Raw genomic sequence first — 24,997 nt, forward strand, 5'->3', positions numbered from 1 at the left:
TCAGCCGGCGCGGACCTGCTCGTAAGCGGGGATCAGCTCCTGCCAGCGTGACCGCCACGCTTCGGCGGGCTGCTGCGACGACCAGCCGCCGGGATGGGTAGGTGCGTCGTTCCGCAGCGAGAGCCCGAGGTCTTCGAGGTGCACCTGCCAGCCCGCGGCGTGGAAGTGCAGCACGCCGGATCCGAGCCCGCGCTCCTCGACGATCAATCGCGTGCGCGTGCCCTCCGCCTGGAGCCAGGCCTCGATCACCGTCTCCTCCTCGGTGCCCGGCTGTTGGGTGAGCACGAGGTGACGGGGCGCCTCGCAGACGTCGATCCGCATCCGCCCGGTCCAGGTGCTCGTGAACGTCGCGTCGAGCACACCGCCCGGGCGGAGGTCGCCGTGCACCTTCACGATCCAGCGCTCCAGACGCGCCGGATCCGTGCACGCCTGCCACAGGTCCGCGATGTCGGTGTCGTACACGTCCTCCACTCGGATGCCCCCGTGGGCGTCGTCGATCTCCCACATCGTGCCGGTCACGATCATGTCCCGTCCTTCTTCCCTCGCGCGATCTCGGTGTGCAGGGCGTCGAGTCGCTGGATCCACAGATCGCGATAGTCGTCCAGCCAGGCGTCGATGCCGATGAGCGCCTCCGGCCGCAGGCGATAGATCCGCCGCTGCGCCTCCTGCCGAACGGCGACGAGGCCCGCCTCGCGCAGCACGCGCAGGTGCCGGGAGACCCCGGGGCGGGCGATCGGCAGCGCGTCGGCGAGTTCGCCCGCCGTAGCCTCATGGTCGCGCAGGATCCCGAGCACGACCCGACGGCTCGGGTCGGCGAGGGCTTGCAGTACGGCGTCCATGGGTTGCAATGTACCTGGAGCGTTACGTACCCGCAAGGATAAATACTCGCGCTCTGTAGCGCCCGCCCCGCGGTCCGTCAACCCCGTCGACCGATCCGCACCCGACTGCGAGCCTGTCAGCATCGACCGACTGGAGAGGAGCAGACCCATGAGCGCTGCCGACCACGTGAAGAACACCGCAGAGAAGATGGCGGGGAAGGCGAAGGAGGCGACCGGGAAGGTCACCGACAACGAGAAGCTCGAGAACGAGGGCAAGCTCGACCAGGCCAAGGCCGACCTGAAGGAGGCCGGCGAGCATCTGAAGGACGACGCGAAGAAGGCCGGCGAGCACCTCAAGGACGCCACCGACCGCTGACGCAGAGCGTTCGCGCCGCCTCGTCGGGGTCCGGAGGGAGTACGACGGGGCGGCGCGACGTCATGTCAGGCGCGGATCACGTCGGACAGCACCTCGGCGAGAGCCGCGCCGTGAGTCAGCTGCGGATGGTGCCCGGCGCCGGCCACCGAGATCAGCTCGACGTTCGGACGGGACGCGAGACGCGCGAGCATGTCGGGATCGAGCGGATCCTCGCTCCCCGTGATGATGCGGACCGGTCCGTCGAATCGTTCGAGCGCCTCTCGCAGCTCGGCACGCCACCGGGGCGAGCCGGCGAGAGCGAGCTGGGCGGCCACGCGTGCTGCACCCGTGCGCCTCAGGTCGCCGATCGTGGACTCGAGGGCCGCCGCGTTCGCCGCCGATCCGGTGAGCCGGATCGACAGGCGCGCCGCGTCGACGTGCCGCAGGTAGCTGCGCACGAACGGTCGCAGGGGCGCTGCGAATCCTGACCGCGGCTGAAGGAAGAACGGCGCGACCAGGGTGAGGGAGGTGACGCGCTCCGGACGGCGCACCGCCGCGAGGACGGCCGCCGCCGCGCCGAGCGAGTGTCCGATCAGCTCGACGGGCTCCTCCCCCTGCACGGCGGGCAGCCAGCGGTCCCAGTCCTGCACGCCGGTGCCGCCGCTCAGGCCCAGACCCGGGAGGTCGACGGCGCGCGCGTCCACGGCCGAGGCGACCTCGGCCCAGGTGTCGGCGTTGACCGGCAGCCCGGGCAGGATCACCCGGCTCGAATCCGATCGCCCGAGCTCGAACGTCCTCAGTCCCCCGCGCTCGACGATCCGCCGGTCCTCGGCGTTCGCACGACCGAAGCGGTGCGCCGCCAGATGGTCCGCCCACCGGTCGAGGGACACCAGGACGTCCGGCGTCCGGAGACCGTGCTTCGCCGCCAGCGCGTTCGCGGGCCCCGTCGGATAGCGGTCGTCCGAGAGGAAGCCGAGGGTCTCGGGATCCGCCTTGGTGATCTGCGGCGGAAGCCGCTTGATGATGCCGACGGGCACGCGCAGCCACGGCACCTTCGCCCCGAGATGCCGACCGACGTGCGACAGCATCTCCGCCAGAGGAGGGGTCGCGTCATCGAGGATCCAGTACGCCTTGCCGACGGCGGCCGGATCACTCGCGGCCTTCGCCATGAACGCCGCCAGGTAGTCGACCGTGAGAACAGGCAGGAAGGTGCCCCTGCCCGCGGGCAGCGCGGTCGCCGTCCCGTCCCAGATCTGCTCGATCGTGGTGGCCAGCCCGATGTGCTGATCGGACTCCCCCGTCGCACTGTCGCCGATCACGCTCGCCGGATTGACGATCGTCCACGGGATCCCGCGCTCCAAGGCTCTGGCCTGGAAGATGGCATCGGATTCCACCTTCGACGCCTCATAGCCGCCGAGCTCCTTGTAGACCGCGGCACGGTGCTCCTCCGACCACGGGACGGTCGCCGGATCCTGCCCGCCCACGCGGTAGCCCGAGATGTGGACGATGCGCTGGAGCGCAGGGATCCCCTCGGCGAAGTCGAGCAGTTTCTCGACGATGCCGACGTTCGCGCGTCGCGCCTCGTCCGCGGGCATCCCGAACCGATAGGCGCCGGCGCAGTTGTGGATCTCGGTGACGGACGCGAACGCCTCCGCTCCGCCTGCCACGATCTCCGGGGCGTCGAAGTCGACGATCGTCGTCTCGATGGCCCGCGTCAGGCCGTGCTCCCTGAGCCAGCGCTCGACGCGAGCGCCGGAACCGGCGCTGCGGACGGCCGCGGTAACGCGCGCCCCGGCCCCGGCGAGGGCGAGGATGAGGTGACGGCCGACCAGGCCCGAGGCACCGAAGACGAGTGCGTGACGCGGTGCATCGAGCGCGCTCATCGGGCTCCTCCGTCCTGCGGAAGGCGCTGTTCGAGAAGACCGGCGATCACGTCGGCGGCCGCGGACAGCGGCTGCGTGGTCTTCATCGCGCGGGACACGATGACCGCTCCCTCGATCGTCGACACGATGACGGTCGCCAGGCTCCGCGCCTCTTCGGCGCCGATGCCGCCGGATTCGAGGAGCGCAGCCGTCGGGCCGATCCACGAGGAGAACGCCGCGGCGCACGCCTCACGGAGCCGCTCACTCTCCGCGCCCATCTCGATGGTGACCACCGAGACCGGGCATCCCAGCCGGAAGTCGCTCCCGCCGACGATCGTCGCGAGCGCATCGATCGCTCGGCGGACCGCGTCGGGGATGCTGTCCGCCGCATCGACGGCCTCGGCGATCAGCGCTCCGAACTGAGCTGCGGCGAGGTCGACGGCCGCGACACCCAATCCCTCCTTGCCGTCGGGGTAATGGAAATAGATCGAGCCCTTCGGCGCGGCGGCGTGTTCGATCACCGCGTTCAGGCCCGTGCCGCTGTAGCCGCTGCTCTGGATCAGCTCGAGCATGGACTCTGCGAGCCGTGCCTTGGTCAGGTCTCCCTTGGTTGCCATGCCACCAGAATAGACCGGTCTACCTATTTTGCAAATCGACGACTACAGCGCCGCTCACAGCGGTCGCAGGTCTTTCAAGTGGGGCGGGCGGGACTTGAACCCGCGATCGTTGGGTTATGAGCCCACTGCCTTCACCAGCTTGGCCACCGCCCCGGATGCTTCGAGACTACCGGGCGCCGGTGACGCCGCGTGCGCGGCTCTCAGAGCGGGCGCGCCTGGCGGTGCAGCGCCGAGTGCTCGCGGTAGACCCGCGCGTTCCGCCGCAGCCCCTCGCGCTCCTCCGCGGTGAGCTCCCGGCGGACCTTGCCCGGGACCCCGGCGACGAGCGAGCCGTCGGGCACCTCCATCCCGCTCAGCACCAGTGCACCGCCGGCGATCAGGCACTCGGAGCCGATCACGGCGCCGTTGAGCACGACGGCGCCCATGCCGATCAGCGACCCGTCGCCGATCGTGCAGCCGTGCACGACGGCGTTGTGACCGATCGAGACGTCGTCGCCGATCGTCACGCCGTGGCCGGGGTCGACGTGCACCGAGACGCTGTCCTGCGCGTTGCTGCCCGCACCGATCCTGATCTCGGCGGAGTCCGCGCGCAGCACCGCGTTGTACCAGACGCTGGATCCCTCTCCGATGGTGACGGATCCGATGATCCTGGCACCGGTGGCGAGGAAGGCGGTCGGGTCGATCGCGGGCGTGCGGTCGGGCAAGGACAGGATCGTGGCGTCGTCGCTCATACGCCGACCCTATCCAGCCCGGGCGCGGAGATCAGCCCAACCCCATCGCGGTCTTGAGCGCGGCGGTGTACTGCGGGGCGAGGGAGTTCGCGAAGGTCACGGTGATGTGGTCCTGATCGCGGTAGATGTTCGCGCCGCCGACCACCGCTCGGCAGTCCTGCTCGCCGCAGAACACCTTGGTGAAGTCGAGCAGGGTCACGTCCTTCTGCCCCGCGGCCGCCTCGCGCAGCGGATCCTTCTCCGTGAGCAGGTCCGATCGCGGTCCGTCGCACGCCGCCTGCGCGCGGGTGCGGAGGCACTTGTTCGGGTCGGTCTCCCACACGGGGTTGTCGACCACGGTGATCACCGGCGTGCCCTTCGACGTCTGCGTGGCCCACGCCTCGCGGTAGCCGGCGACGGCCGCCTCATAGGAGGAGGCGTGATCCCCGGCGGCGTACGGCGTGGTCGACAGGGCGGCGGTGAAGACGGCATCGAAGTGCTTGCTCTCGAGCTGCTTCGCCACCGCCGCGCGATACTGCGTGCACGCGTCGCCGAACGCGCCGCCCGTCGACAGCGGCGTGGTGTTCCAGGGGCAGGCGCCCTTGAAGTAGGTGGTCAGGTGCCACCCCTCCTTCTCGGCGATGCCCTGGAAGGTCGTCAGCAGCTGATAGGCGTGACTGTCGCCGATGAGCGCGATCCGCTTGGCCTTCGGATCCTTCGACCCGAACTCGCAGGCCACCGCCCGCGCATCGTTGAGCTGCACGAAGCACTGCGATTCCTCCGGCCGGTCGACTCCCGCGAAGCCGGGTGCGGGGAGGATCTTGTCGGTCGTCGTGCCCGCACAGGACTCGTCGAGGACCGCGGCGGCGCCGAAGCACGCCGGCGGGTTCGCGCGCAGCTGGGCGATCGCCTGCACGCCCTGCTGGTAGGTGCCCGCGTTCGCCGCCCAGCCCGCACCCGCGGTGCCCGCGACGATGACCATCGCCGCCAGGGCCGCCCACAGCGAGAGCCGCGGCTTGCGCGAGGTGAGCGGCTTCCAGGTGCGGGTGGGGTCCTCGACGAACTTCTTGGTGAGCCACGCCAGCACGAAGCAGATCCCGACGAGGGCGACCCGATGGTAGATCGTGAGACCCCAGAACGGTACCGACGGGGCGATGATGATGAGGGGCCAATGCCAGAGGTACAGGCTGTACGAGATGTCGCCGGTGAAGCGCATCGGGCGGATCGCCAGGATGCGCGTCGGGTACCACCAGCGCTCGGTGTTCGACGCCGCGATGATCGCGGCGGCCGCCAGGGTCGGGATCGCGGCCATGTACCCCGGGAACGGCGTCTGACCGTCGAAGCGGTAGATCACGACGAGCAGCACGATGATGCCGCCCCAGCCCAGAAGGAAGCTGCCGATCGCGTTGCTGACCCGCAGGCGCGGGACGAGGGCGAGCACGGCGCCGACGCCGAACTGCCACATGCGGCCGAACGTCACGAAGTAGGCGGGGGCGGGATTGGTCGCGGTGAACCAGACGCAGAACGCGAACGAGGCGACCGACACCACGCCGATCGCGATCGCGGCGGCGCGCAGCCGTGATCCGCGGAAGTACTTCACCGCGATCCATGCCGCCAGCAGCATGATCAGCGGCCAGAGCACGTAGAACTGCTCCTCGAGCGACAGCGACCAGTAGTGCTGCACCATCGTCGGGTCGCCGGAGTGCGCGAGATAGTCCGCGGAGTTCAGGGCGAGGAACCAGTTCTCCACGTAGAAGGTGGAGGCGACGATCTCCTGCAGCTCCGCCGGCAGCTGCGACAGGGGAGACAGCACGGGGATCGCGGCGACGATCGCGCAGAACAGCAGCACCAGGAGCGATGCGGGCAGCAGACGACGTGCGCGACGCGCCCAGAACTGCCCGAGGTTCACCCGGCCGGTGGCGTTCAGCTCGCGCGCCAGGTGCGCCGTGATCAGGAAGCCCGAGATCACGAAGAAGATGTCGACGCCGACGTAGCCGCCGCTCAGCCGCCCGGGCCAGAAGTGGTAGAGCACGACGGCGAGCACAGCGATCGCGCGCAGGCCCTGGACGTGCGGGATGAAGTTCGCACCGACCTTCTGCGCGGCGGATGTGCGGGAACGGCGCAGGGCCGCACGGGAGGAGGTACGAGCTGTTGCCACCTGACGAAGGTATCCCGGATCACTGTGCGCTCCCGTCTTCCACGCGGTGCTCGACGGGATCCGCAGGCAAGGCAAGCCTTGCCGAAATGTGCTGTGATCTGCGAGTTAGCGTTGCCTCAGCTTGGTTGCGGAACATTCTGAGCCGAGTAGCGTTGAGGTCACCACATCAGCACGCACGGATCCGAGCGATCACCGAGGAGACATCATGAGCAACGCAGAGACCATCACCGCCACCTCCGTCGACCCGACCGTCGCGGCAGGTGCCGCACAGTTCCTCACCCCTGTCGTGCTGGGTCTTCAGGCCCTGACGCTGAACGGCAAGCAGGCGCACTGGCACGTGCGCGGCGCGAACTTCGTCGGCGTGCACGAGCTGCTCGACGTGATCGTGGACCACGCCGGCGACTTCGCGGACACCGCCGCGGAGCGCATCGTCGCCCTGGGCCTGCCGATCGACGCGCGCGCCTCGGTCGTCGCCGAGAAGGCGGGCGCCACGCAGGTGCCGGCCGGCTTCACGAAGTCCGACGAGCTCGTCCGCGCCGTCATCGCCGACATCGACGCGGTCCTCGTGGACGTCAAGGCCGCCGTGGAGGGACTCGACGAGATCGACCTCACCAGCCAGGACGTGGCGATCGAGATCCAGCGCGGCCTCGAGAAGGACCGCTGGTTCCTCGTGTCGCACATCGCCGCCTGACGCCGCACATCACGCGCACGACCCCCGTTCCGCTCAGGGACGGGGGTCGTGCTGCAGGTAGGCGAGCACGGCGAGCACGCGCCGGTGATCGGTGCCGGAATCCTCCAGCCCGAGCTTGGCGAAGATCGCAGAGATGTTCTTCTCCACGGCTCCCACGCCGATGGTCATCCGGGCGGCGATCGACGCGTTGCTGCGTCCTTCCGCCATCGCCTCCAGCACCTCGCTCTCCCGCGGGGTGAGCGTCGCCAGCGGATCCGGGCCCGTGCGCACGAGCTGCTGCACGACCCGCGGATCCAGCACGGTCCCTCCGCCGCGCACCTGGCGCACGGCGGCGGAGAGCTCGTCGAGGGACGTGACCCGGTCCTTGAGCAGGTAGCCGACGCCGCCGTCGCCCGCGCCCAGCAGCTCCCGGGCGTACACGCCCTCCACGTACTGGCTCAGCACCAGGACGCCGACGCCCGGCAGCGCTGCCCGCACCGCGAGGGCCGCGCGGATCCCCTCATCGCGGAAGCTCGGCGGCATCCGCACGTCGAGCACCGCGACATCCGCACCGGACGTCCGCGTGCGGGTGACTACGTCCTCGACGTCGCCGTACGCTCCGACGGTCTCGAACCCCGCCTCGGCGAACAGGCGCACCAGGCCCTCGCGGAGGAGGATGGAGTCCTCGAAGAGGATCACGCGCAGCGGGGTCTCCGGATCTGTCACGTCCTCAGACTAGGGGCCGGCGACGATCGCGCCGGAACGTGCCGGTCTTATGCGGAGACCGGCACGACGGCCGTCACGACGGTGGGGCCTCCGTGCGGGCTGTCGATCTGCAGCGTGCCGCGAAGCCCCTGCACCCGACGCGCGAGTCCCTCGAGCCCACCGCCCGGACGCGGCTCCGCGCCGCCGCGGCCGTCGTCGGTCACCGTGACGCGCACCTCCGCGCCGCTGCGCACCACGTCGACCGACGCGCTGAGCGCGGCCGCGTGCTTGGCGGCGTTGGTCAGCAGCTCCGCGACCACGAAGTACAGGTTGCGCGCCGCCTCCGGGCTCAGCGACGCCGTCACCTCGGGGGCGACCGACGCCTCCACGATCAGCGGACTCGCCGCAGCCAGCGCCGTGATCGCCTCGGCGATCCCGCGATCCTGCAGCAGCGGCGGCGCGACACCGCCCGCGAGCGCCCGCAGTTCGTCGAGTGCGGCCTGCGCGTGTCCCCGGCTCTCCGCGGCGAGGGCGGCGACCGCTGCGGCGTCGCCCTCGGCCGCGCGACGCTCGAGGGCGGCGAGATCCATCTGCAGCCGCACCAGCCGCTGCTGAGGCCCGTCGTGCAGGTCGCGCTCCAGCCTGCGCAGGCCCTCGTCCTCGGCCTGCACGGCCGCACCGCGCGAGGCATCGAGGCCGGCCACCTCGGCCGCGAGGTCGTCCGATTCCCAGCGCCCGACCAGCGCGGAGGCCACCGCCCCGTGCATGGCGACCAGGCCGCGGAGCACGAGCGGAAGAGTGCCGAGGAACACGACGCCCACGATCAGATACAGCATCGACGCCCACAGATGCGGATCCGGATCCGGATCGATGCCCCCGAAGAGATGCTGCACCGCCCAGGGCACCCAGATCTCCTCCGCGCTGCCGTTGCGGGTGAACGGCGACCAGTACCAGTAGGTGGGGCCGCCGAGCGCGAGGACGATCCAGATCGTGGCGAACGCGAAGGCGATGATCGCCACGATCGGGCGCACGAGCAGCGCCGACAGCAGGGCCATCCAGTAGTGCCCGTTGCGCAGCGGCTGCGTCAGCCGCGCCCACCGGCCGTCGCCGCGTGCCCCGCGTCGCCAGTCCGGCGCGGCGATCGGCGGAAAGTCGGTCATCCGCAGGAGTGCGCGCTCGGCTTCGCCGAACCCGCGGGCTACCTGGAGCGCCCCGGCGAGCACGGGGAGGCCGATCACGAGCACGAGGATGCCGAGGCCGAGTCCGAACACCAGCCAGGTCACCGCCATCGCCACGATCGCGAGCGGCACGGCGAGCAGCACGAGGTAGAGTGCGTTGGCCGGCGCGGCGGCCCAGGCGCGTCCGTATCCGCGGCGGCGAGCGGCCGGTGGGGCGTCGGGGTGGGTGTCGAGCCGTCGGGCGACGGTGGTCATCGTGATCTCCTGGAAGTGTGCGAGGCGGGCGCGGATCTGCGCCCTCCTCTACGATGCCGTCGCCCCGCGCTCTCACCCAGGGTGCGGCCCGCCGGATCCGTCCGGGGGTTATCCCCCGTGCGTGACCCGTCCGCCGACGACGGTCGCGACCACCGGCATCGTGCGCAGCGTCTGCGCATCGGCCGTGTACGGATCTGCACCGAGGAGCACGAGGTCGGCCACCGCCCCCGGCGTCACCGCCGCTCCTCCCCCGGTCCCGTCGTGCGCGCTCGCGGCGAGAGCGGTCTCGACGTCGATGCGCTCCTCCGGATGCCAGGCCGGGCGCTCGTCGTCGGTGCGGAAGACGGCGGCCGAGATCGCATGCCACGGATCCAGGGGCGCGACGGGGGCATCGGATCCGAAGCGCAGGCTCGCCCCGGCACGGTGCAGCGACGCCAGCGGGTACGCGATCGCCGTCTGCGCCGCCCACAGCGCGTCGGCGGTGTCGCGGTCATCCAGGGCGTGCTGCGGCTGCACGCTCGCGGCGATGCCGAGCCGCGCGAACCGTGCCAGGTCGCCGTGCCGCACGAGCTGCGCGTGCTCGACGGTGCCGTGGGCGCCGGTCGCAGCGAACGCGTCGAGCGCCGCGGTGACGGCGACGTCGCCGATCGCGTGCAGCGCGATGTCGAGACCGGCGCCGGTCGCGCGCAGGAGCAGGGCGTGGAGCTCGGCAGGCGGGACGGTGAGCACGCCGTGATTGTGCGGGTCGTCCGCGTAGCCGTGGCTGCAGGCAGCGGTCCGCGTGCCCAGCGATCCGTCCGAGATGATCTTCAGCGGGCCGACGCGCACCAGCCCGCGGCGGTCGTCCACGAGATGCTCGCCCGTGCGCAGGCCGGCCGCGATCGCGCGGTCGAGATCATGCGGATACACCGCGAACTCGACACGGTGCGTGTCGAAGCCCGCCGCGAGGCGTCGCGTCCACGCGTCGGCGTTCCACGCCATGTCGAAATCGACGAGGCCCACGACGCCGCGCGCGGCGGCCCGTCGTGCCGCCGCGGCGACCGCCTCGTCGGCGACGGCGGGATCCGTGGCGTTCAGGCGCCGCGAGATCTCGAACGCGTCCTCCTCGCGCAGGATCCCGTCCGGCGGCGCGTCGAAGGCCTCGCGCCGGAAGGCCGCGGAGTTCAGCCAGACGCTGTGCACGTCGGCGTTGATGAGGTACGTGGGGATCTCTCCGCTGCCCTCGTCGAGCAGGGCGAGAGTCGGGCGATCCGTCCAGCGCACGTCACGGAACCCGGCGCCCACGCGGCGTCCGTCGGGGAGCACCGGAGCACGGGACATCAGCGCGGCGGCCTCGACGGCGCTCCGCGTCGCGGACAGATCCTCGCGCTGCGCCGCGAGCGCCCACTGCACGGTGTGCACGTGATGATCCCAGAGTCCGGGTGCGATCCACGCGCCGTCCCCGTCCCGCACCTCCCCGTGCAGCCGAAGGGCCCCGGCGGGCGCGATATCGGCGATCCTGCCGTCCTCGAGGAGCACGTCGACGGGGCCGTCGAGGGCGAGCAGATGCCGCCCCGCCCCGGCGACGCGCACGTCGCGGATCGCCGCGATGGTGCCGCCGCTCATCGATCCGCCGCCGTGGCGGCGCGGGCCGCGAGACGCGCGTCGTGGGCGCGCTGCATCTCGGCGGCCAGAGCCGGGTTCGCATACACGCCGTCACCGGTGAGCTCCAGGATCACGTTCTCGATCACGTCGTCGGGCTTGTTCTGGCTGAGCTTGCGCTTGGCCGTCACCCGCGTCGGAGTGAGCCGGAACCCGACCGTGCCCGCCTCGAGCCGGCGCACGAAGGCCTCGTCGTTCGGCGGGGTCCACATCCCGCGCGGATCCGCGAGCCCGCCCTCGAAGTGATCCACGAGGTGACCGAGCACACGCAGGTTCTCCTCGGGGTCGAGCAGCTCCGGCACGCCGGACAGGTGCACGGCGACGTAGTTCCAGGTGGGGACCGCGGCGACGTCTCCGTACCAGCCCGGCGAGATGTATCCGTGCGGCCCCTGGAACACCACCAGCAGCTCCTGCGTGCCGAGGCCCAGCACCAGGTCGTCCGGCCGCCCCACGTGCGCCACGATCGTGAGGTCGTCACGGTCGGGATCCAGCAGCACGGCGTAGTGCGAGGCGGTCATGCCGCTCTCGTCGCGGCCCACGAGCGTCGCCCACGGGTGCGCGGCGATGATCCGCCGCAGCTCGGCGACGTCGGTCATGGCGAAGCTCGGGTTCTGGCGCATGAGTTCAGCCTAGGGTCGCGCCCGACACGCGGGACTCAGGTCGCGCGATCCGTCACGCCTGGCAGCGCGGGCACCAGTAGAGCTTTCGGGCGCCGATCTCCTCGAGCACGATCGCGGTGCCGCACACCCGGCAGGGCAGGCCCGTGCGGTGATAGACCCAGTGCCGGTCGTCCCGGTGGGCCATCGCCGCACGGTACTGCTCGGGCGACAGATCGTCCATGGTCATCATCTGCCCGGTCTCGACGCCGATCGCGAGCAGGCGCACCCAGTCGCGCCAGAGCGCGCGCACCGTCTCCTCGGGGACATCCCTTCCCGGCGTGTGCGGGTTCAGCTGCGCGCGGAACAGCAGCTCGGCGCGGTACACGTTGCCGATCCCGCTGACCACCGCCTGATCCATGAGCAGCAGCGCGATCGGCACCGCCCGGCGCCGCACAGCGGCCACGAACCGCTCCTCGCCCTCGTCCACGTCGCCCACGAGCGGATCCGGCCCGAGCTTGGCGACCGTGGCGAGCATCTCGTCCGGGGTCTGCAGCACGCAGGCGGTCGGGCCGCGCAGGTCGGCGCAGGTCGCCTCCGTCATCAGGCGCAGACGCACCTGCCCGACCACGGGCGGCGGCCACTCGACGCCCTCATCGGCGAGGCCCTTCGTGGCCTCCGACATGCGCACGTGCACGCGCGTCTTGCGGGGCGCACCGATCGAGGCGAGGGAGTTCTCCCCCGCGTCGTCGAGGATCGGAGCCTCCAGATCGGTGCCGCGCTGGTTCGTCTGGCCCATCCGCCCGTTCGCCGAGGCGATCGTCGGATCCACGAGGATCTCGCCCGAGAAGTCCCAGGCGCCGTAGAGCCCGAGATGCACGCGCAGCCACAGGTCCCCCTCGGTCTCGAGGAACATCTGCTTGCCGACGGCCTGCACGCTCTCGACGACCCGGCCGTCGAGCAGCGCCGCTCCCTCCGCGAAGCGCCCCTGGGGGCTCGACGCGGCGACGGGCCTGCCGACGAAGTTGCGGGCGAACTGCCGCGCGATCCGGTGGACGGAATGGCCCTCGGGCATCAGGCGCGCGGGTCCGGCAGCAGGGATCCGTCGCATTCGAAGTCGGCGATCTGAGCGATCCGGCGCACGTGCCGCTCCTCGTTCGAGAACGGCGTGGCGATGAAGCGGTCGATGAAGCCCGCGACCTCGTCGAAGGTGTGCTGGCGCGCACCGATGGCGATCACATTCGCGTCGTTGTGCTCCCGGGCGAGCTCGGCGGTCGCGATGCTCCACACGAGCGCGGCGCGGATTCCCTCGACCTTGTTCGCCGCGATCTGCTCGCCGTTGCCGGAGCCGCCGAAGACGACGCCCAGCGCGTCCACGCCGGCGCGCTGATCGGCGACGGTCGCCTGCGCCGCGCGGATGCAGAACGCCGGGTAGTCGTCCAGGGCGTCGTACTCGACCGGCCCGTGGTCGACGACCTCATGCCCCGCCTCGGCGAGGTGATGCTGCAGCTGCGTGGAGAACTCGAGACCGGCGTGGTCCGTGGCGATGTGGATGCGCATGCTCCAATCCTACGGAGCGCCGGGCGCGCCTCGGACGGGGTGACGAGCACCCCGTCGGGCGTCAGGGGGCGATGCCGGCCGCGGCGGGCTTGAATCCCGCGCGGATGTTCTCGCAGCAGCCCGGGCGGCACACGTCGAAGGCCGGCCCGAGCGAGGTCACGTGCCGGCGGTCGGCCGCGGGGCGTCCTTCCAGCCGCTCCTCGATGAGGTCGACGATCCCGGCGACGAACGACGCGGACACGCCCGGCGTCGGCGTGCGCACGAAGGCGAGCCCCGCGTCGGCCGCGGCCTCCTTGGCCTCCGTGTCCAGGTCCCAGAGCACCTCCATGTGGTCGCTCACGAAGCCCAGCGGGACGACGGCCACCGCGGTGCGGCCGCGACCGGGCAGCTCCTCGATCACGTCGCAGATGTCGGGCTCGAGCCACGGCTGCGACGCGGGTCCGGACCGCGACTGGTAGACGAGCTCCCACGGCACCTCGGCGGCGACGGGCAGCAGCTCGGCCACCCGGCTCATCACCCACGCGGCGACCGCCTCGTGCTGCGCCGCGTACGCGCCGCCCGTACCCCAGTCGACGTCGCGCGGCCCCGAGCGCAGCGCATCGTCGGTCGGCACGCTGTGCGTCGTGAACAGCACCTGGATCGCCGACGGGGCCGCACCGTCCGCCGTGAATGTCTCGACCGCGGCGCGCACGCCCTCGACGAAGGACTCCACGAAGCCCGGGTGGTCGTAGAACGGACGGATCTTGTCGATCGTCACCGACCGGTCCAGACCCGTCTCCTCGAGCACGCGCGCGAAGTCCTCCCGGTACTGCCGGCAGCTGGAGAAGGAGCTGTAGGCGCTGGTCGCGAAGGCGAGGAGCGTCGTGTCGCCCTGATCGGCGGCCTCGGTGACCGCGTCGGCGAGATACGGCGTCCAGTTGCGGTTGCCCCAGTAGACGGGCAGCGCGATGCCGCGGCGGGCCAGCTCGGCCTCGAGGGCGGCCTTGAGCGCACGGTTCTGCGCGTTGATAGGGCTCACGCCGCCGAAGTGCCGGTAGTGGTGGGCGACCTCCTCCAGACGCTCGTCGGGGATGCCACGGCCGCGCGTGACGTTGCGCAGGAAGGGGATCACATCGTCCTGCCCCTCGGGGCCGCCGAACCCGGCGAGCAGGATCCCGTCGTAGGCGACGGGCGTCTCGACGTACTCGGGGCCGCTCGCCGCAGCCGCGGAAGCGAAGGGGACGGTAGCTTCGGTCACATCTCGCGCACTCACCCTTCCATCTTCCCCTGAGTTTCCTTTGCCGTCGCCGAGCGCCGCTGCGACGCGGCCCGCCGAGCGGCTGCAGTCCTCCGAATCGCGCGACACGCGCACTGGCGTAGGCTGGGACGGTTGCCGCCGGCGCCAGCAGCGCGGATCTTGCGGTCGAAACCCCTCACCCCTGGGAGTCTGAGCAGTGCCTGGAGAGAACCTCACCCGCATCGAGGCGCAGGAGCGCCGCGCGATCGTCGACACCGAGTCGTACGAGATCGCGCTCGACCTGACCAAGGGCGCGGAGGTGTTCGGATCCCGCAGCGTGGTGCGCTTCACCGCGACCGAGGGATCGTCGACGTTCATCGACCTGATCGCCCGCGAGGTGCGCGAGATCACCCTGAACGGCGAGCAGATCGACCCGATCAGCGCCTACGCCGACTCGCGCATCGCCCTCGACGGGCTCGCCGCCGACAATGTGCTCGTCGTCGACGCGGATTGCGAGTACACCAACACGGGTGAGGGCCTGCACCGCTTCGTCGACCCCGTCGACGGCGAGGTCTACCTCTACTCCCAGTTCGAGGTCCCGGACTCCCGTCGCGTGTTCGCGGTCTTCGAACAGCCCGATCTCAAGGCCACGTTCCAGTTCACGATCACGGCCCCGGCGGCGTGGAAGGTCGTCTCCAACTCCCCCACCCCCGAGCCGATCGTGCACGACCCGTCCACCGAGTCGGGCACCGGATCCTCGGCCACGTGGGGCTTCGAGCCCACCCCGCGCATCTCGTCGTACATCACCGCGATCATCGCCGGCCCCTACGAGGAGACGTTCTCCGAGCTCACCAGCGCATCCGGCCGGGTGATCCCCCTCGGCGTCTACGGCCGCAAGAGCCTGTGGGAGCACCTCGACGCCGACTACATCTTCGACAAGACGCGCGAGGGCTTCGCGTACTACGAGGAGAAGTTCGGGGTCCCCTACCCGTTCGCCAAGTACGACCAGCTCTTCGTGCCGGAGTTCAACGCCGGCGCGATGGAGAACGCGGGCGCGGTGACGTTCACCGAGACCTACGTCTTCCGCAGCAAGGTGACGGACGCCGTCAAGGAGCGCCGCGTCGTCACGATCCTGCACGAGCTCGCGCACATGTGGTTCGGCGACCTGGTGACCATGAAGTGGTGGAACGACCTCTGGCTGAACGAGTCGTTCGCCGAGTGGGCGTCGACCATCGCGACCGCCGAGGCCACCGAGTGGACCGAGGCGTGGACGACCTTCAACGCGATGGAGAAGACCTGGGCGTACCGCCAGGACCAGCTCCCCTCCACCCACCCCGTCGTCGCCGAGATCAACGACCTCGACGACGTCCAGGTCAACTTCGACGGCATCACCTACGCCAAGGGCGGATCCGTCCTCAAGCAGCTCGCCGCCTGGGTCGGCATCGAGGCGTTCTTCGCCGGCGTCTCGGAGTACTTCCGCAAGCACTCCTGGCAGAACACCGAGCTCAGCGACCTGCTCGTCGAACTCGAGCGCACGAGCGGCCGCGACCTGAGCTCGTGGTCGAAGAAGTGGCTCGAGACGGCCGGTGTCAACACGCTCGCCCCCGTCATCGCCGAGGCCGCCGACGGTACGATCTCGCGTTTCGCGGTCACCCAGACCGCCCCCGCGGACTACCCGACCATCCGCCCGCACCGCCTGGGCATCGGCTTCTACAACCTCGACGCCGCGGGCGCCCTCGTGCGCACGCACCACGTCGAGGTCGACGTGGACGGCGACCGCACCGAGATCCCCGAGCTGCAGGGCCTGAAGCGCCCGGATCTGGTGCTGCTGAACGACGAGGACCTCGCCTACGCGAAGATCCGCCTCGACGAGCGTTCGCTCGCGACGGCCGTGGCGCACCTCGCCGACATCAGCGACCCGCTCGCCCGCTCGCTCGTCTGGGGCGCGGCCTGGGACCAGACCCGCGACGCCGAGAGCGCCGCGAGCGACTACATCGACCTGGTGCTCGGCAACATCGGCCGTGAGACCGAATCGACCACCGTGCGCACGACGCTGAGCCAGCTGCAGACCGCGGCCGCGCTCTACGTCACCCCGGAGCACCGCTCCGAGGCGCGCACCCGGGTGGCCGACGGCCTGTGGGCCCTCGCTCAGGGCGCCGCGGCCGGATCCGACAGCCAGCTGCAGTTCGTGACCGCGTTCGCGAACTCGCTCACCACGCCGGAGCACGCCGACGTGGTCCGCCGCCTGCGCGACGGCGAGCTCGTGCTGGACGGTCTCGAGATCGACACCGATCTCGGCTGGCAGCTGCTGGTGGGTCTCGCGACGGTCGGCGCCGTGGACGGCGCGGCCATCGACGCCGCGCTGGCGAGCGACAACACCGCGAAGGGCGGCGAGTTCGCCGCCCAGGCGCGTGCGGCCCTGCCGACCGCCGAGGACAAGGAGGCCGCCTGGGCCTCCCTCGTCGAGCGGGACGACCTGTCCAACACGATCGTGCGCGCGGCCGCGCTCGGCTTCACGCACCCGGCCGGCGCCGCGCTGCTCGAGCCGTTCGTGCCGAAGTACTTCGACAGCCTCCTGTCGATCTGGGAGGGCCGCACGTTCCAGGTGGCCAATTACCTGATCGTCGGGCTCTACCCGAAGACGCTCGCGAACACCGCGCTCCGCGATGCGACGCGCGCCTGGCTCTCCGCCCACCAGGATGCGGCCCCCGCGCTGCGTCGCCTGGTGTTCGAGAACCTCGCCGACGTCGAGCGCGCACTGGCCGCCCAGGCGCGTGACGAGGAGAGCGTCGAGGCGACCGCCCAGGCCTGATCGACTGCGCTCGAGGGGCCGGAGGGAGTTCACTCTCCCCGGCCCTTCGTCGCGTCAGGATCGTGCGCAGCCCGGCTTGCCCGGGGAAGCGCCGTCGCCGTTCAGAACCCGCCAAGGGCCTCGGACATAGGATCGGGAGCGATGAACATCGTCCCCATGGATCTGGCCACCGACATCACGAAATGGTGGGAGGGGCTGCCCAGCGCACTCCTCGCCATCGGCGGCAAGGCGCTGCAGGCGGCCCTGGTCATCGTGATCTGCGCAGCCCTCGCCTACGGTCTGCGGTTCGCGATCCGTCGCGTCGTGCGACGCATCGTCGCGGGCGCCAAGTCCAAGGCCGAGGTCACGGACACGAGGGCGCTGGAGCGCTCCCCGCTCGCGGACATGCGGCTCGTGCAGCGCACTCGGACGCTCGGCACGATCCTGCAGAACATCGTCAACGTCATCCTCGTGGTGGTGGCGATCGTGCTGATCGTGAACATCATCGACAACTCCCTGCTGGGATCCCTCACCCTGCTCACGGCCGCGGTCGGCGCGGGGCTCGGCTTCGGCGCCCAGAACATCGTCAAGGACGTGCTGAACGGCATGTTCCTCGTCGCCGAGGACCAGGTCGGCATCGGAGACGTCGTGGATCTGGGCCTCGCCTCGGGCGTCGTAGAGTACGTGAGCGTGCGCATCACCCAGGTGCGCGACGCGAACGGCACGCTCTGGTACGTGCGCAACGGCGAGATCACCCGGATCGGCAACATGTCCCAGGGCTGGGCACGCGCGATCATCGACCTCGGGGTACCGGCCGATGCGGACGTTGCGGCCGTCGAGGAGGCGCTCCTCACCACCGCGCAGGGACTCGCGAAGGATCCGAAGTGGCGCACCCGTATCATCGAGAAGCCCGAGATCTGGGGGCTCGAGTCGATCGACGGCGACGCTCTCGTCATCAGGATCGTCATGAAGACGCGAACGAACGCGATGGACGACGTCGCCCAGGAGCTGCGGATGCGGCTGCGAGACACCGTGCTCGGAATGGACCTGACCGTGCCGAGCATGGCCACGGTCCAGCTCGCCGGTCCCGAGGGCGCGCGCCGCGTCCACGGTGCGAATCCGCCGCGCACCCGCCCGAACCCGGTGGCCGCGCCGTCGGTGCCCGAGCGCGGCTTCTGGCGTAAGAAGAAGACCGGCGGCGAGAAGCCGGCCACCGTCACCCCGCCGCCGCGCACCAAGCCCGCGCCGGCCGACTCATCCGGGCCGAAGAGGACCGAGAAGCCGAAGACCCCGCCTTCCGCGCCGCAGAGCCTTCCTCTGCCTCCCCTCGCCGATCCGCAGAGTCCGCAGGATCCGCAGAACCCGGGAGACGAGCGATGAGCGAGCCGATGTCCTTCTACGACGAGGTCGGCGGCCACGCGACCTTCCAGCGCCTCGTTGACGTGTTCTACCGCGAGGTCGCGCTCGACCCCGTCCTGAAGCCCATGTATCCCGAGGAGGACCTCGGTCCCGCTGCGGACCGGCTCCGCATGTTCCTGGAGCAGTACTGGGGCGGTCCCACCGCCTACGGCGAGCAGCGCGGCCACCCCCGCCTGCGCATGCGGCACATGCCGTTCCACGTCGATCCCGACGCCCGCGACCGCTGGCTGCGCTGCATGCGGACGGCCGTCGACGACGCCGCCCTCTCCCCCATCCATGAGGCGACGCTGTGGGACTATCTCGAGCGCGCCGCGCACGCGATGGTCAACACGTTCGAGCCGAGCCGCGCCGGTGCCGACGGCGCTCCACCCCTGGGCGGGCGCCCGCTCCTGTAGGCGTTCCTCCTGCCCGCACATCGAGAGTTCGACGGAGATCTCATGACGACGAAGACCAGCACCCATTCCACCGACGTCCTGGTGATCGGCTGGGGCCTGTCCGGCCTGGTCGCCGCCGCCGAGGCCGCCGCGGCGGGACGACGCGTGATCGTCGTCGACCAGGAACCTCGCACGAACCTCGGCGGTCAGGCCTGGTGGTCGTTCGGCGGCCTCTTCCTCGTCGACTCTCCGGAGCAGCGGCGCATGGGCGTATCCGACTCCTACGAGCTCGCGCGGCAGGACTGGTTCGGCAACGCCGGCTTCGACCGCGACGAGGACGCCTGGCCTCGGCGCTGGGCGGAGGCGTACCTCCAGTTCGCCTCCGGCGAGAAGCGCGCCTGGCTGCGGGAACGCGGCGTCGGCTTCTTCCCCGTCGTGGGCTGGGCCGAGCGCGGAGGATACGGCGCCCTCGGGCCCGGTAACTCGGTTCCGCGCTTCCACATCACCTGGGGCACCGGACCAGGGATCGTCGCGCCGTTCCAGGCGGCCCTCGAAGAGGCCGAACGCAGCGGGCGTCTCGTGGTGCTCCCCCGCCACCGCGTGACGGGGCTCGCCGCGCAGGATGGCGTCGTGACCGGCGCGCACGGCGAGATCCTGGCGTCCTCGCCGGCAGCCCGCGGAGTGCAGAGCAGCCGGGAGACGATCGGCGCGTTCGAGATCACGGCAGGCGCGACCGTCGTGACCTCGGGCGGCATCGGCGGCAACCACGACCTCGTGCGCGCGGCCTGGCCCAGCCGACTCGGAACCCCGCCCGCGGACATGCTGACGGGCGTGCCGGCCTACGTCGACGGCTCGATGCAGGCCGTGTCCGCGGCGGCGGGAGCGCACCTCATCAACGGCGACCGCATGTGGCACTACGTCGAGGGCATCCGCAACTGGGATCCGGTGTGGCCGGGTCACGGCATCCGCATCCTGCCCGGTCCCTCGTCGCTCTGGCTGGATGCGACAGGCCGGCGTCTCCCCGTCCCGCTGTATCCCGGGTTCGACACGCTCGGCACACTGGCGCACCTGCGCACGACGGGGCACGACCACTCGTGGTTCGTCACCACGCGCCAGATCGTCGAGAAGGAGTTCGCCCTCTCGGGGAGCGAGCAGAACCCCGACCTCACCGGCAAGGACGTGCCGCTGCTGCTGCGCTCGCGTCTCGCCAAGGGGCCCACGGATCCCGTCCAGGCCTTCCTCGACCGCGGCGAGGACTTCGTCGTGGAGTCCGACCTCGGCCGGCTCATCGCGCGGATGCAGGAGCTGCCCGGCGGCGACGTGCTGGATCCGGATCGGGTGCGGGACGAGGTCGTCGCGCGAGACCGGGAGATCGACAACGACTTCACCAAGGACGCACAGATCGCGATGCTGCGCTCGGCCCGCGCGTATCGCGGCGATCGCCTGATCCGCACCGCGACCCCGCACCGCCTGCAAGACGCCTCCGCGGGCCCAATGGTCGCCGTCCGCCTGCGCGTGATCACGCGCAAGTCGCTCGGCGGCATCGAGACGGATCTCGACGGCCGGGCGCTCGGCGCGGACGGCGGGGCCATCCCCGGACTGTTTGCCGCGGGCGAGGCGAGCGGCTTCGGCGGCGGCGGTGTGCACGGGTATCGAGCCCTGGAGGGGACCTTCCTGGGCGGCTGCCTCTTCTCCGGGCGCCAGGCGGGACGTGCCGCCGCACAGGCGACCTGACCCGCTTCCCGATACAGAGAGTTGTACTGAAAGTACAAGTTCCTTTGCTGACTGATCAGCGTGGTCCCGGTCGACTGGAAGCGTGCCCCCTACGCCGCCCGAGCCTGATCTGGATCAGCTCCGCGTGGCGTTCAACCGGGCGCGGCACGCGTCCACCCTCACGTTCGACCAGCTCGCCGAACGCTCGGGGGTGAGCCGGCAGACGCTGATCAACCTCTCGCAGGGCCGGCACTACGGCGACCTGAAGACGTGGCTGAAGCTCTCCGCCGCCTTCGGCGTGAGTCTCGACGATCTCGTCCGCCCGGTCTGGGACGACGGCTCCTCGCCGGAGCACGAGTACACGGCCGAGCTCCGCCGGGCCCGCGGTTGAGGACTCCCCGGGCGACCGGATTCAGCCTGCCGTGCCCGTCGACCTCACCGCGGTCAGGCCGACCGCGGCGGGGCCGCGGCTGAGCACGTGCCCGCGCGCGAAGGCGAGGCGGGTCCAGCGTCCCGAGGTCGTGACCGGCACCAGCTCCGCCCCGGAGATGAAGCCGAACGCGTGTGCGGCGAAGGCGATGCCGCGGGGCAGGCCCAGAAGGTCCTCGTCCGGCTCGCCCCAGATCGCTGCCCGGAGGGAGCGCACCGCATCCTCCCCCGCCCCCGCCGGCGATCCGTGGGCGACTGCCGAGATCCCCCACTGCGCGCGCTGCGCGATCACGTCGGCGCCGAGAGTGCCGGACGGCGCCCATCCGCCGCGCGGCGGCGCGACGCCGGCCCACGCCGGGCTGCGTCCCGTATCGGGCAGCGCGAGGGCCCGGGCGTCGTCGGTGGCCGTGAGCTCGTCGATCACGATGTCGCAGCGCAGCTCGGGATCAGCCCGCACGATCCGCATCGCGAGGATCGTCGGAGTCGCATCGAACAGGCTCTGCGGCGCAAGGGCCGCCGCCGTCATCGCCAGGATGCCGCCGTCGGCCTGCAGGCGCACCCCCTCGTCACCGGCTCGCGCTGCGCGGGCGACGAAGGTGAGCGCGTCGCGCGCGGTCTCGGGGTCGGCGAGGATCAGGGGCGTGGTCACGCCCTCTAAACTATCAATCGGCCCGCGGCAGCCCCGCCCCGTGACCGCGGCGGAGAGGACCCCATGGCTTCGGATGAGGACGCCCGGCGCTCGGTCGACATGCTGCTCGGGATCCTCGATCTCGGCTCCACCGACGCCCGCACCACCGAGGACATCTTCACCGGCGCCTCGCATCCGATGCCCACCGGGCGGATCTACGGCGGCCAGGTGCTCGGCCAGTCGATCATCGCCGCCGAGCGGACCATGCCCGAGGGGCGAGTCCCGCACTCGATGCACGGCTACTTCCTGCGCGCGGGCGACGCCTCGCAGGGCCTGACCTTCGCGGTGGACCGGATCCACGACGGTCGCTCCTTCTCCACGCGGCGCTCGCAGGCGTACCAGAACGGCGTGCCCATCTTCTCGATGATCGCCTCCTTCCAGGACGAGAACCCGGGGATCGAGCACGCCGAGCCGATGCCCGCCGACATCCCGGACCCCGAGACCCTGCGCACGGACGAAGAGCTCTCCGCCGGCATCCACCCGCTGTCCAGGCGCATGCTGACCGAGCGTCCCGTGGACATGCGCCATGTCGAGGGGCCGCTCTTCCTCGACGCCGGCCCGGAGCGGATCGCGCAGCAGGCGGTGTGGATGCGCCTGCGTGCACCTTTCCCGGACGATCCTGCGCTGCACCGCGCGGCACTGGCGTACCTCAGCGACATGTCGATCCAGGAGTCCATCCTCCGTGCGCACGGGCTGAGCTGGTCCACCCCCGGGCTGAAGGTCGCGAGCCTGGACCATGCCATGTGGTGGCACCGCCCCGGCCGTGTCGACGAGTGGCTGCTGTACGTGCAGGACTCGCCGAACGCGCGCGGAGGACGCGGGCTCGCTCGCGGACGGATCTATACCCGCGAGGGCGCGCTGGTGGCCAGCGTCGCGCAGGAGATCACCATCCGCGTGCCGGAGGCGTGAGGCTCCCGCGGACCGCTCAGCGGTGCGTGTAGGTGAGAGGCGCGCCGACGTACGGTGCCCACGCGTCCCGCATCTCCTGGCTGATCCTCGTCGGCCGCCCGCTCGCGGCGTCGACGAGCACGATCACCGCGGTCGAGCGCGCGTAGAGCACCCGCTCCTCGAAAGACGGGTCGTTGAAGACCTCGTAGCAGACCTCGACGCTGGATCCGCCGATCTTGCCGAACCACATCTGCACCTCGAGCGGGTGCCTCTGATAGGGCACGGGGGCGAAGTACTCGATCTCCTGCCGTGCGACGAGCGTCAGCGCGCCGGCGTCGATGCCGGAGTCCAGCACCGCGGTGCTGGGTCCGTGCTCGCCCTCGCCGGGACGCCAGAACGCGCGCACGCGCGCCTCCTCGAGCAGCTTGAGCATCGAGGTGTTGTTGACGTGGTTGAACGCGTCGAGGTCGCCCCAGCGCAGCTGGATCGGGATGTGCAGGCGCTCCCCCGCGGCGGCCCCCTCCGGAGCCGCCGCGTCGGCAGAGCGGGCGGACGCCGCGGCGCCCGTGGCGTCGTCAGTCACGCGTGAGCCTGCGGTGCGTGGAGCGATGCGGGTTGGCCGCATCCGGTCCGAGACGCTCGATCTTGTTCTTCTCGTAGGCCTCGAAGTTGCCCTCGAACCAGTACCACTGGTCGGGGTTCTCGTCGGTGCCCTCGTAGGCCAGGATGTGGGTCGCGATCCGGTCCAGGAACCACCGGTCGTGCGTGATGACCACGGCGCACCCGGGGAACTCGAGCAGCGCGTTCTCCAGCGAGCTCAGGGTCTCGACGTCGAGGTCGTTGGTGGGCTCGTCGAGGAGCAGCAGGTTGCCGCCCTCCTTGAGGGTCAGTGCGAGGTTCAGGCGGTTGCGCTCACCACCGGACAGCACGCCGGCCTTCTTCTGCTGGTCCGGGCCCTTGAACCCGAACTTCGAGACGTAGGCGCGGGACGGGATCTCGGTCTTGCCGACCATCATGATGTCCAGGCCGTCGGAGACGACCTCCCACAGGGTCTTGTCCGGGTCGATGTTGGCGCGGGACTGGTCGACGTAGCTGATCTTGACCGTCTCGCCGACCTTCAGGTCGCCACCGTCGAGCGGCTCGAGCCCCACGATCGTCTTGAACAGCGTGGTCTTTCCGACGCCGTTCGGGCCGATCACGCCGACGATGCCGTTCGGCGGCAGGCTGAAGCTGAGGCCGTCGATGAGCGAACGCCCCTCGAAGCCCTTCTTCAGGTTCTTCGCCTCGATCACGACGCTGCCCAAGCGCGGACCCGCGGGGATCGTGATCTCCTCGAAGTCGAGCTTCCGCGTCCGCTCCGCCTCCGCCGCCATCTCCTCGTAGCGGGCGAGGCGCGCCTTCGACTTGGTCTGACGGCCCTTGGCGCTCGAACGCACCCACTCGAGCTCGTCCTTGAGACGCTTGGCGAGCTTCGCGTCCTTCTTCCCCTGGATGTCGAGACGCTCGGCCTTCTTCTCCAGATAGGTGGAGTAGTTGCCCTCGTAGCCGATGAGGCGGCCGCGGTCGACCTCGGCGATCCACTCGGCCATGTTGTCGAGGAAGTACCGGTCGTGGGTGATCGCGATCACCGCGCCCTTGTAGGCCTGCAGGTGCTTCTCGAGCCACAGCACGCTCTCGGCATCGAGGTGGTTGGTGGGCTCGTCGAGCAGGAGCAGATCGGGCTTCTGCAGCAGCAGCTTCGCGAGCGCGACGCGGCGCTTCTCACCACCGGAGAGGTTCGTCACCGAGGCGTCGGCGGGCGGCGTGCGCAGCGCGTCCATGGCCTGCTCGAGCTGGGAGTCGAGGTCCCAGCCGTCGGCGGCGTCGATCTCCTCCTGCAGCACGCCCATCTCGGCGAGCAGCGCGTCGAAGTCCGCGTCCGGGTCGGCCATCTGCGCCGAGATCTCGTTGAAGCGGTCGACCTTGGCCTTGATCGCCACGCCCTCCTGGATGTTCTCCAGAACGGTCTTGGTCTCGTCGAGCTCGGGCTCCTGCATGAGGATTCCCACGGAGAAGCCCGGCGTCAGCTTGGCCTCTCCGTTCGAAGGCGTGTCGAGGCCGGCCATGATCTTGAGGATCGTGGACTTGCCCGCGCCGTTCGGACCGACCATGCCGATCTTGGCACCGGGGAGGAACGCCATCGTGACGTCGTCGAGGATGAGCTTGTCGCCCACCGCCTTCCGGGCGCGGACCATGGAGTAGATGTATTCGGCCACGAGGGCGCTCCTTCTGTCGTGATGACGACGATCGTGGTGACCAGGCGGACGACTGCGGGCCAGGAGGCTCGCAGCCTCGGGATCGACACTCCAGCCTAC

General features: G+C 70.8%; 24 protein-coding genes and 1 tRNA gene. 8 read left to right on the forward strand and 17 right to left on the reverse strand.

All coding sequences use genetic code 11. The annotated features are described in order from the left end of the window. Both NFX31_RS09440 and NFX31_RS09445 read right to left on the reverse strand, forming a co-directional pair. Positions 1-525, reverse strand: coding sequence for an SRPBCC domain-containing protein (locus NFX31_RS09440; protein ID WP_045250077.1), 525 nt, complete (start codon positions 523-525; stop codon positions 1-3). Then, the gene (locus tag NFX31_RS09445) at positions 522-839 is read right to left on the reverse strand and encodes an ArsR/SmtB family transcription factor (protein ID WP_262955565.1); all 318 of its coding nucleotides are present in this window, start codon (positions 837-839) and stop codon (positions 522-524) included. Before NFX31_RS09445 ends, NFX31_RS09440 begins: the two co-directional genes overlap by 4 nt. Positions 840-987: 148 nt before the next feature. On the opposite strand from NFX31_RS09445, the gene NFX31_RS09450 reads away from it, so the two are divergent. Next, complete coding sequence (locus NFX31_RS09450) at positions 988-1,194, forward strand: CsbD family protein (protein WP_045250075.1); 207 nt, start codon at positions 988-990, stop codon at positions 1,192-1,194. A gap of 65 nt (positions 1,195-1,259) precedes the next feature. On the opposite strand, the gene NFX31_RS09455 is transcribed toward NFX31_RS09450, so the two are convergent. The 5 genes from NFX31_RS09455 to NFX31_RS09475 all read right to left on the reverse strand — a co-directional run bounded on the left by NFX31_RS09455 (position 1,260) and on the right by NFX31_RS09475 (position 6,520). Then, a complete protein-coding gene (locus NFX31_RS09455) occupies positions 1,260-3,056 on the reverse strand; it encodes an alpha/beta fold hydrolase (RefSeq protein ID WP_262955566.1) in 1,797 nt (598 codons plus the stop codon). Further along, complete coding sequence (locus NFX31_RS09460; protein ID WP_262955567.1) at positions 3,053-3,652, reverse strand: TetR/AcrR family transcriptional regulator; 600 nt, start codon at positions 3,650-3,652, stop codon at positions 3,053-3,055. Before NFX31_RS09460 ends, NFX31_RS09455 begins: the two co-directional genes overlap by 4 nt. A gap of 79 nt (positions 3,653-3,731) precedes the next feature. Continuing rightward, positions 3,732-3,805 (reverse strand) — tRNA-Ile (locus tag NFX31_RS09465). Positions 3,806-3,852: 47 nt separating this feature from the next. Beyond that, positions 3,853-4,383 carry a gamma carbonic anhydrase family protein gene (locus NFX31_RS09470; protein WP_091476737.1) on the reverse strand — a complete coding sequence of 177 codons (531 nt, stop codon included), beginning with the start codon at positions 4,381-4,383 and terminating at the stop codon, positions 3,853-3,855. A gap of 31 nt (positions 4,384-4,414) precedes the next feature. Beyond that, on the reverse strand, positions 4,415-6,520 hold the full coding sequence (locus tag NFX31_RS09475) for an acyltransferase family protein (protein ID WP_262955568.1): 2,106 nt from the start codon (positions 6,518-6,520) through the stop codon (positions 4,415-4,417). 205 nt (positions 6,521-6,725) lie between these two features. Between NFX31_RS09475 and NFX31_RS09480 the strand changes: the two genes are divergently transcribed. Next, complete coding sequence (locus NFX31_RS09480) at positions 6,726-7,211, forward strand: Dps family protein (protein WP_045250071.1); 486 nt, start codon at positions 6,726-6,728, stop codon at positions 7,209-7,211. 33 nt (positions 7,212-7,244) lie between these two features. On the opposite strand, the gene NFX31_RS09485 is transcribed toward NFX31_RS09480, so the two are convergent. The 7 genes from NFX31_RS09485 to NFX31_RS09515 all read right to left on the reverse strand — a co-directional run bounded on the left by NFX31_RS09485 (position 7,245) and on the right by NFX31_RS09515 (position 14,377). Next, positions 7,245-7,916 (reverse strand): response regulator transcription factor, encoded by a 672-nt coding sequence (locus NFX31_RS09485; RefSeq protein ID WP_091476745.1) that lies wholly within the window; start codon positions 7,914-7,916, stop codon positions 7,245-7,247. Between the two features lie 47 nt (positions 7,917-7,963). Then, positions 7,964-9,328, reverse strand: a complete 1,365-nt coding sequence (locus tag NFX31_RS09490) for a sensor histidine kinase (RefSeq protein ID WP_262955569.1) — start codon at positions 9,326-9,328, stop codon at positions 7,964-7,966. A gap of 108 nt (positions 9,329-9,436) precedes the next feature. Then, complete coding sequence (locus tag NFX31_RS09495) at positions 9,437-10,933, reverse strand: amidohydrolase (RefSeq protein ID WP_045250068.1); 1,497 nt, start codon at positions 10,931-10,933, stop codon at positions 9,437-9,439. Beyond that, on the reverse strand, positions 10,930-11,589 hold the full coding sequence (locus NFX31_RS09500; protein WP_045250067.1) for an FMN-binding negative transcriptional regulator: 660 nt from the start codon (positions 11,587-11,589) through the stop codon (positions 10,930-10,932). Before NFX31_RS09500 ends, NFX31_RS09495 begins: the two co-directional genes overlap by 4 nt. A gap of 52 nt (positions 11,590-11,641) precedes the next feature. After that, positions 11,642-12,640 carry an Fpg/Nei family DNA glycosylase gene (locus NFX31_RS09505; RefSeq protein ID WP_045250066.1) on the reverse strand — a complete coding sequence of 333 codons (999 nt, stop codon included), beginning with the start codon at positions 12,638-12,640 and terminating at the stop codon, positions 11,642-11,644. Further along, positions 12,640-13,125, reverse strand: coding sequence for a ribose-5-phosphate isomerase (locus NFX31_RS09510; RefSeq protein WP_262955570.1), 486 nt, complete (start codon positions 13,123-13,125; stop codon positions 12,640-12,642). The genes NFX31_RS09505 and NFX31_RS09510 overlap by 1 nt, the downstream gene beginning before the upstream one ends. A gap of 61 nt (positions 13,126-13,186) precedes the next feature. Continuing rightward, the gene (locus NFX31_RS09515; RefSeq protein ID WP_258955300.1) at positions 13,187-14,377 is read right to left on the reverse strand and encodes a ferrochelatase; all 1,191 of its coding nucleotides are present in this window, start codon (positions 14,375-14,377) and stop codon (positions 13,187-13,189) included. Positions 14,378-14,558: 181 nt separating this feature from the next. On the opposite strand from NFX31_RS09515, the gene pepN reads away from it, so the two are divergent. The 5 genes from pepN (at position 14,559) to NFX31_RS09540 (ending at position 21,029) form a co-directional block, all read left to right on the forward strand. Further along, positions 14,559-17,153, forward strand: coding sequence for an aminopeptidase N (pepN, locus tag NFX31_RS09520; protein WP_262955571.1), 2,595 nt, complete (start codon positions 14,559-14,561; stop codon positions 17,151-17,153). A 141-nt stretch (positions 17,154-17,294) separates the two neighbouring features. After that, positions 17,295-18,512, forward strand: a complete 1,218-nt coding sequence (locus NFX31_RS09525; RefSeq protein ID WP_082072211.1) for a mechanosensitive ion channel family protein — start codon at positions 17,295-17,297, stop codon at positions 18,510-18,512. Beyond that, positions 18,509-18,946: a globin gene (locus tag NFX31_RS09530; RefSeq protein ID WP_045250062.1), complete on the forward strand. Its 438-nt coding sequence runs from the start codon at positions 18,509-18,511 to the stop codon at positions 18,944-18,946. Before NFX31_RS09525 ends, NFX31_RS09530 begins: the two co-directional genes overlap by 4 nt. A gap of 42 nt (positions 18,947-18,988) precedes the next feature. Continuing rightward, complete coding sequence (locus NFX31_RS09535; RefSeq protein WP_045250061.1) at positions 18,989-20,659, forward strand: FAD-binding dehydrogenase; 1,671 nt, start codon at positions 18,989-18,991, stop codon at positions 20,657-20,659. Positions 20,660-20,741: 82 nt separating this feature from the next. Further along, positions 20,742-21,029: a helix-turn-helix transcriptional regulator gene (locus NFX31_RS09540; RefSeq protein WP_045250060.1), complete on the forward strand. Its 288-nt coding sequence runs from the start codon at positions 20,742-20,744 to the stop codon at positions 21,027-21,029. A 21-nt stretch (positions 21,030-21,050) separates the two neighbouring features. Here the strand turns inward: NFX31_RS09540 and NFX31_RS09545 are convergent, their stop codons facing one another. Next, on the reverse strand, positions 21,051-21,716 hold the full coding sequence (locus NFX31_RS09545; RefSeq protein ID WP_045250059.1) for a DUF8185 domain-containing protein: 666 nt from the start codon (positions 21,714-21,716) through the stop codon (positions 21,051-21,053). Positions 21,717-21,779: 63 nt separating this feature from the next. On the opposite strand from NFX31_RS09545, the gene NFX31_RS09550 reads away from it, so the two are divergent. Next, positions 21,780-22,664 carry an acyl-CoA thioesterase gene (locus tag NFX31_RS09550; protein WP_082072207.1) on the forward strand — a complete coding sequence of 295 codons (885 nt, stop codon included), beginning with the start codon at positions 21,780-21,782 and terminating at the stop codon, positions 22,662-22,664. A gap of 16 nt (positions 22,665-22,680) precedes the next feature. On the opposite strand, the gene NFX31_RS09555 is transcribed toward NFX31_RS09550, so the two are convergent. Both NFX31_RS09555 and ettA read right to left on the reverse strand, forming a co-directional pair. Continuing rightward, positions 22,681-23,142: an acyl-CoA thioesterase gene (locus NFX31_RS09555; protein ID WP_045250117.1), complete on the reverse strand. Its 462-nt coding sequence runs from the start codon at positions 23,140-23,142 to the stop codon at positions 22,681-22,683. A gap of 76 nt (positions 23,143-23,218) precedes the next feature. After that, complete coding sequence (ettA, locus tag NFX31_RS09560; protein ID WP_045250058.1) at positions 23,219-24,898, reverse strand: energy-dependent translational throttle protein EttA; 1,680 nt, start codon at positions 24,896-24,898, stop codon at positions 23,219-23,221. Between the last annotated feature and the right edge of the window lie 99 nt (positions 24,899-24,997).

The sequence above is a fragment of the Microbacterium azadirachtae genome, from assembly GCF_025583665.1.
GTDB lineage: Bacteria > Actinomycetota > Actinomycetes > Actinomycetales > Microbacteriaceae > Microbacterium > Microbacterium azadirachtae.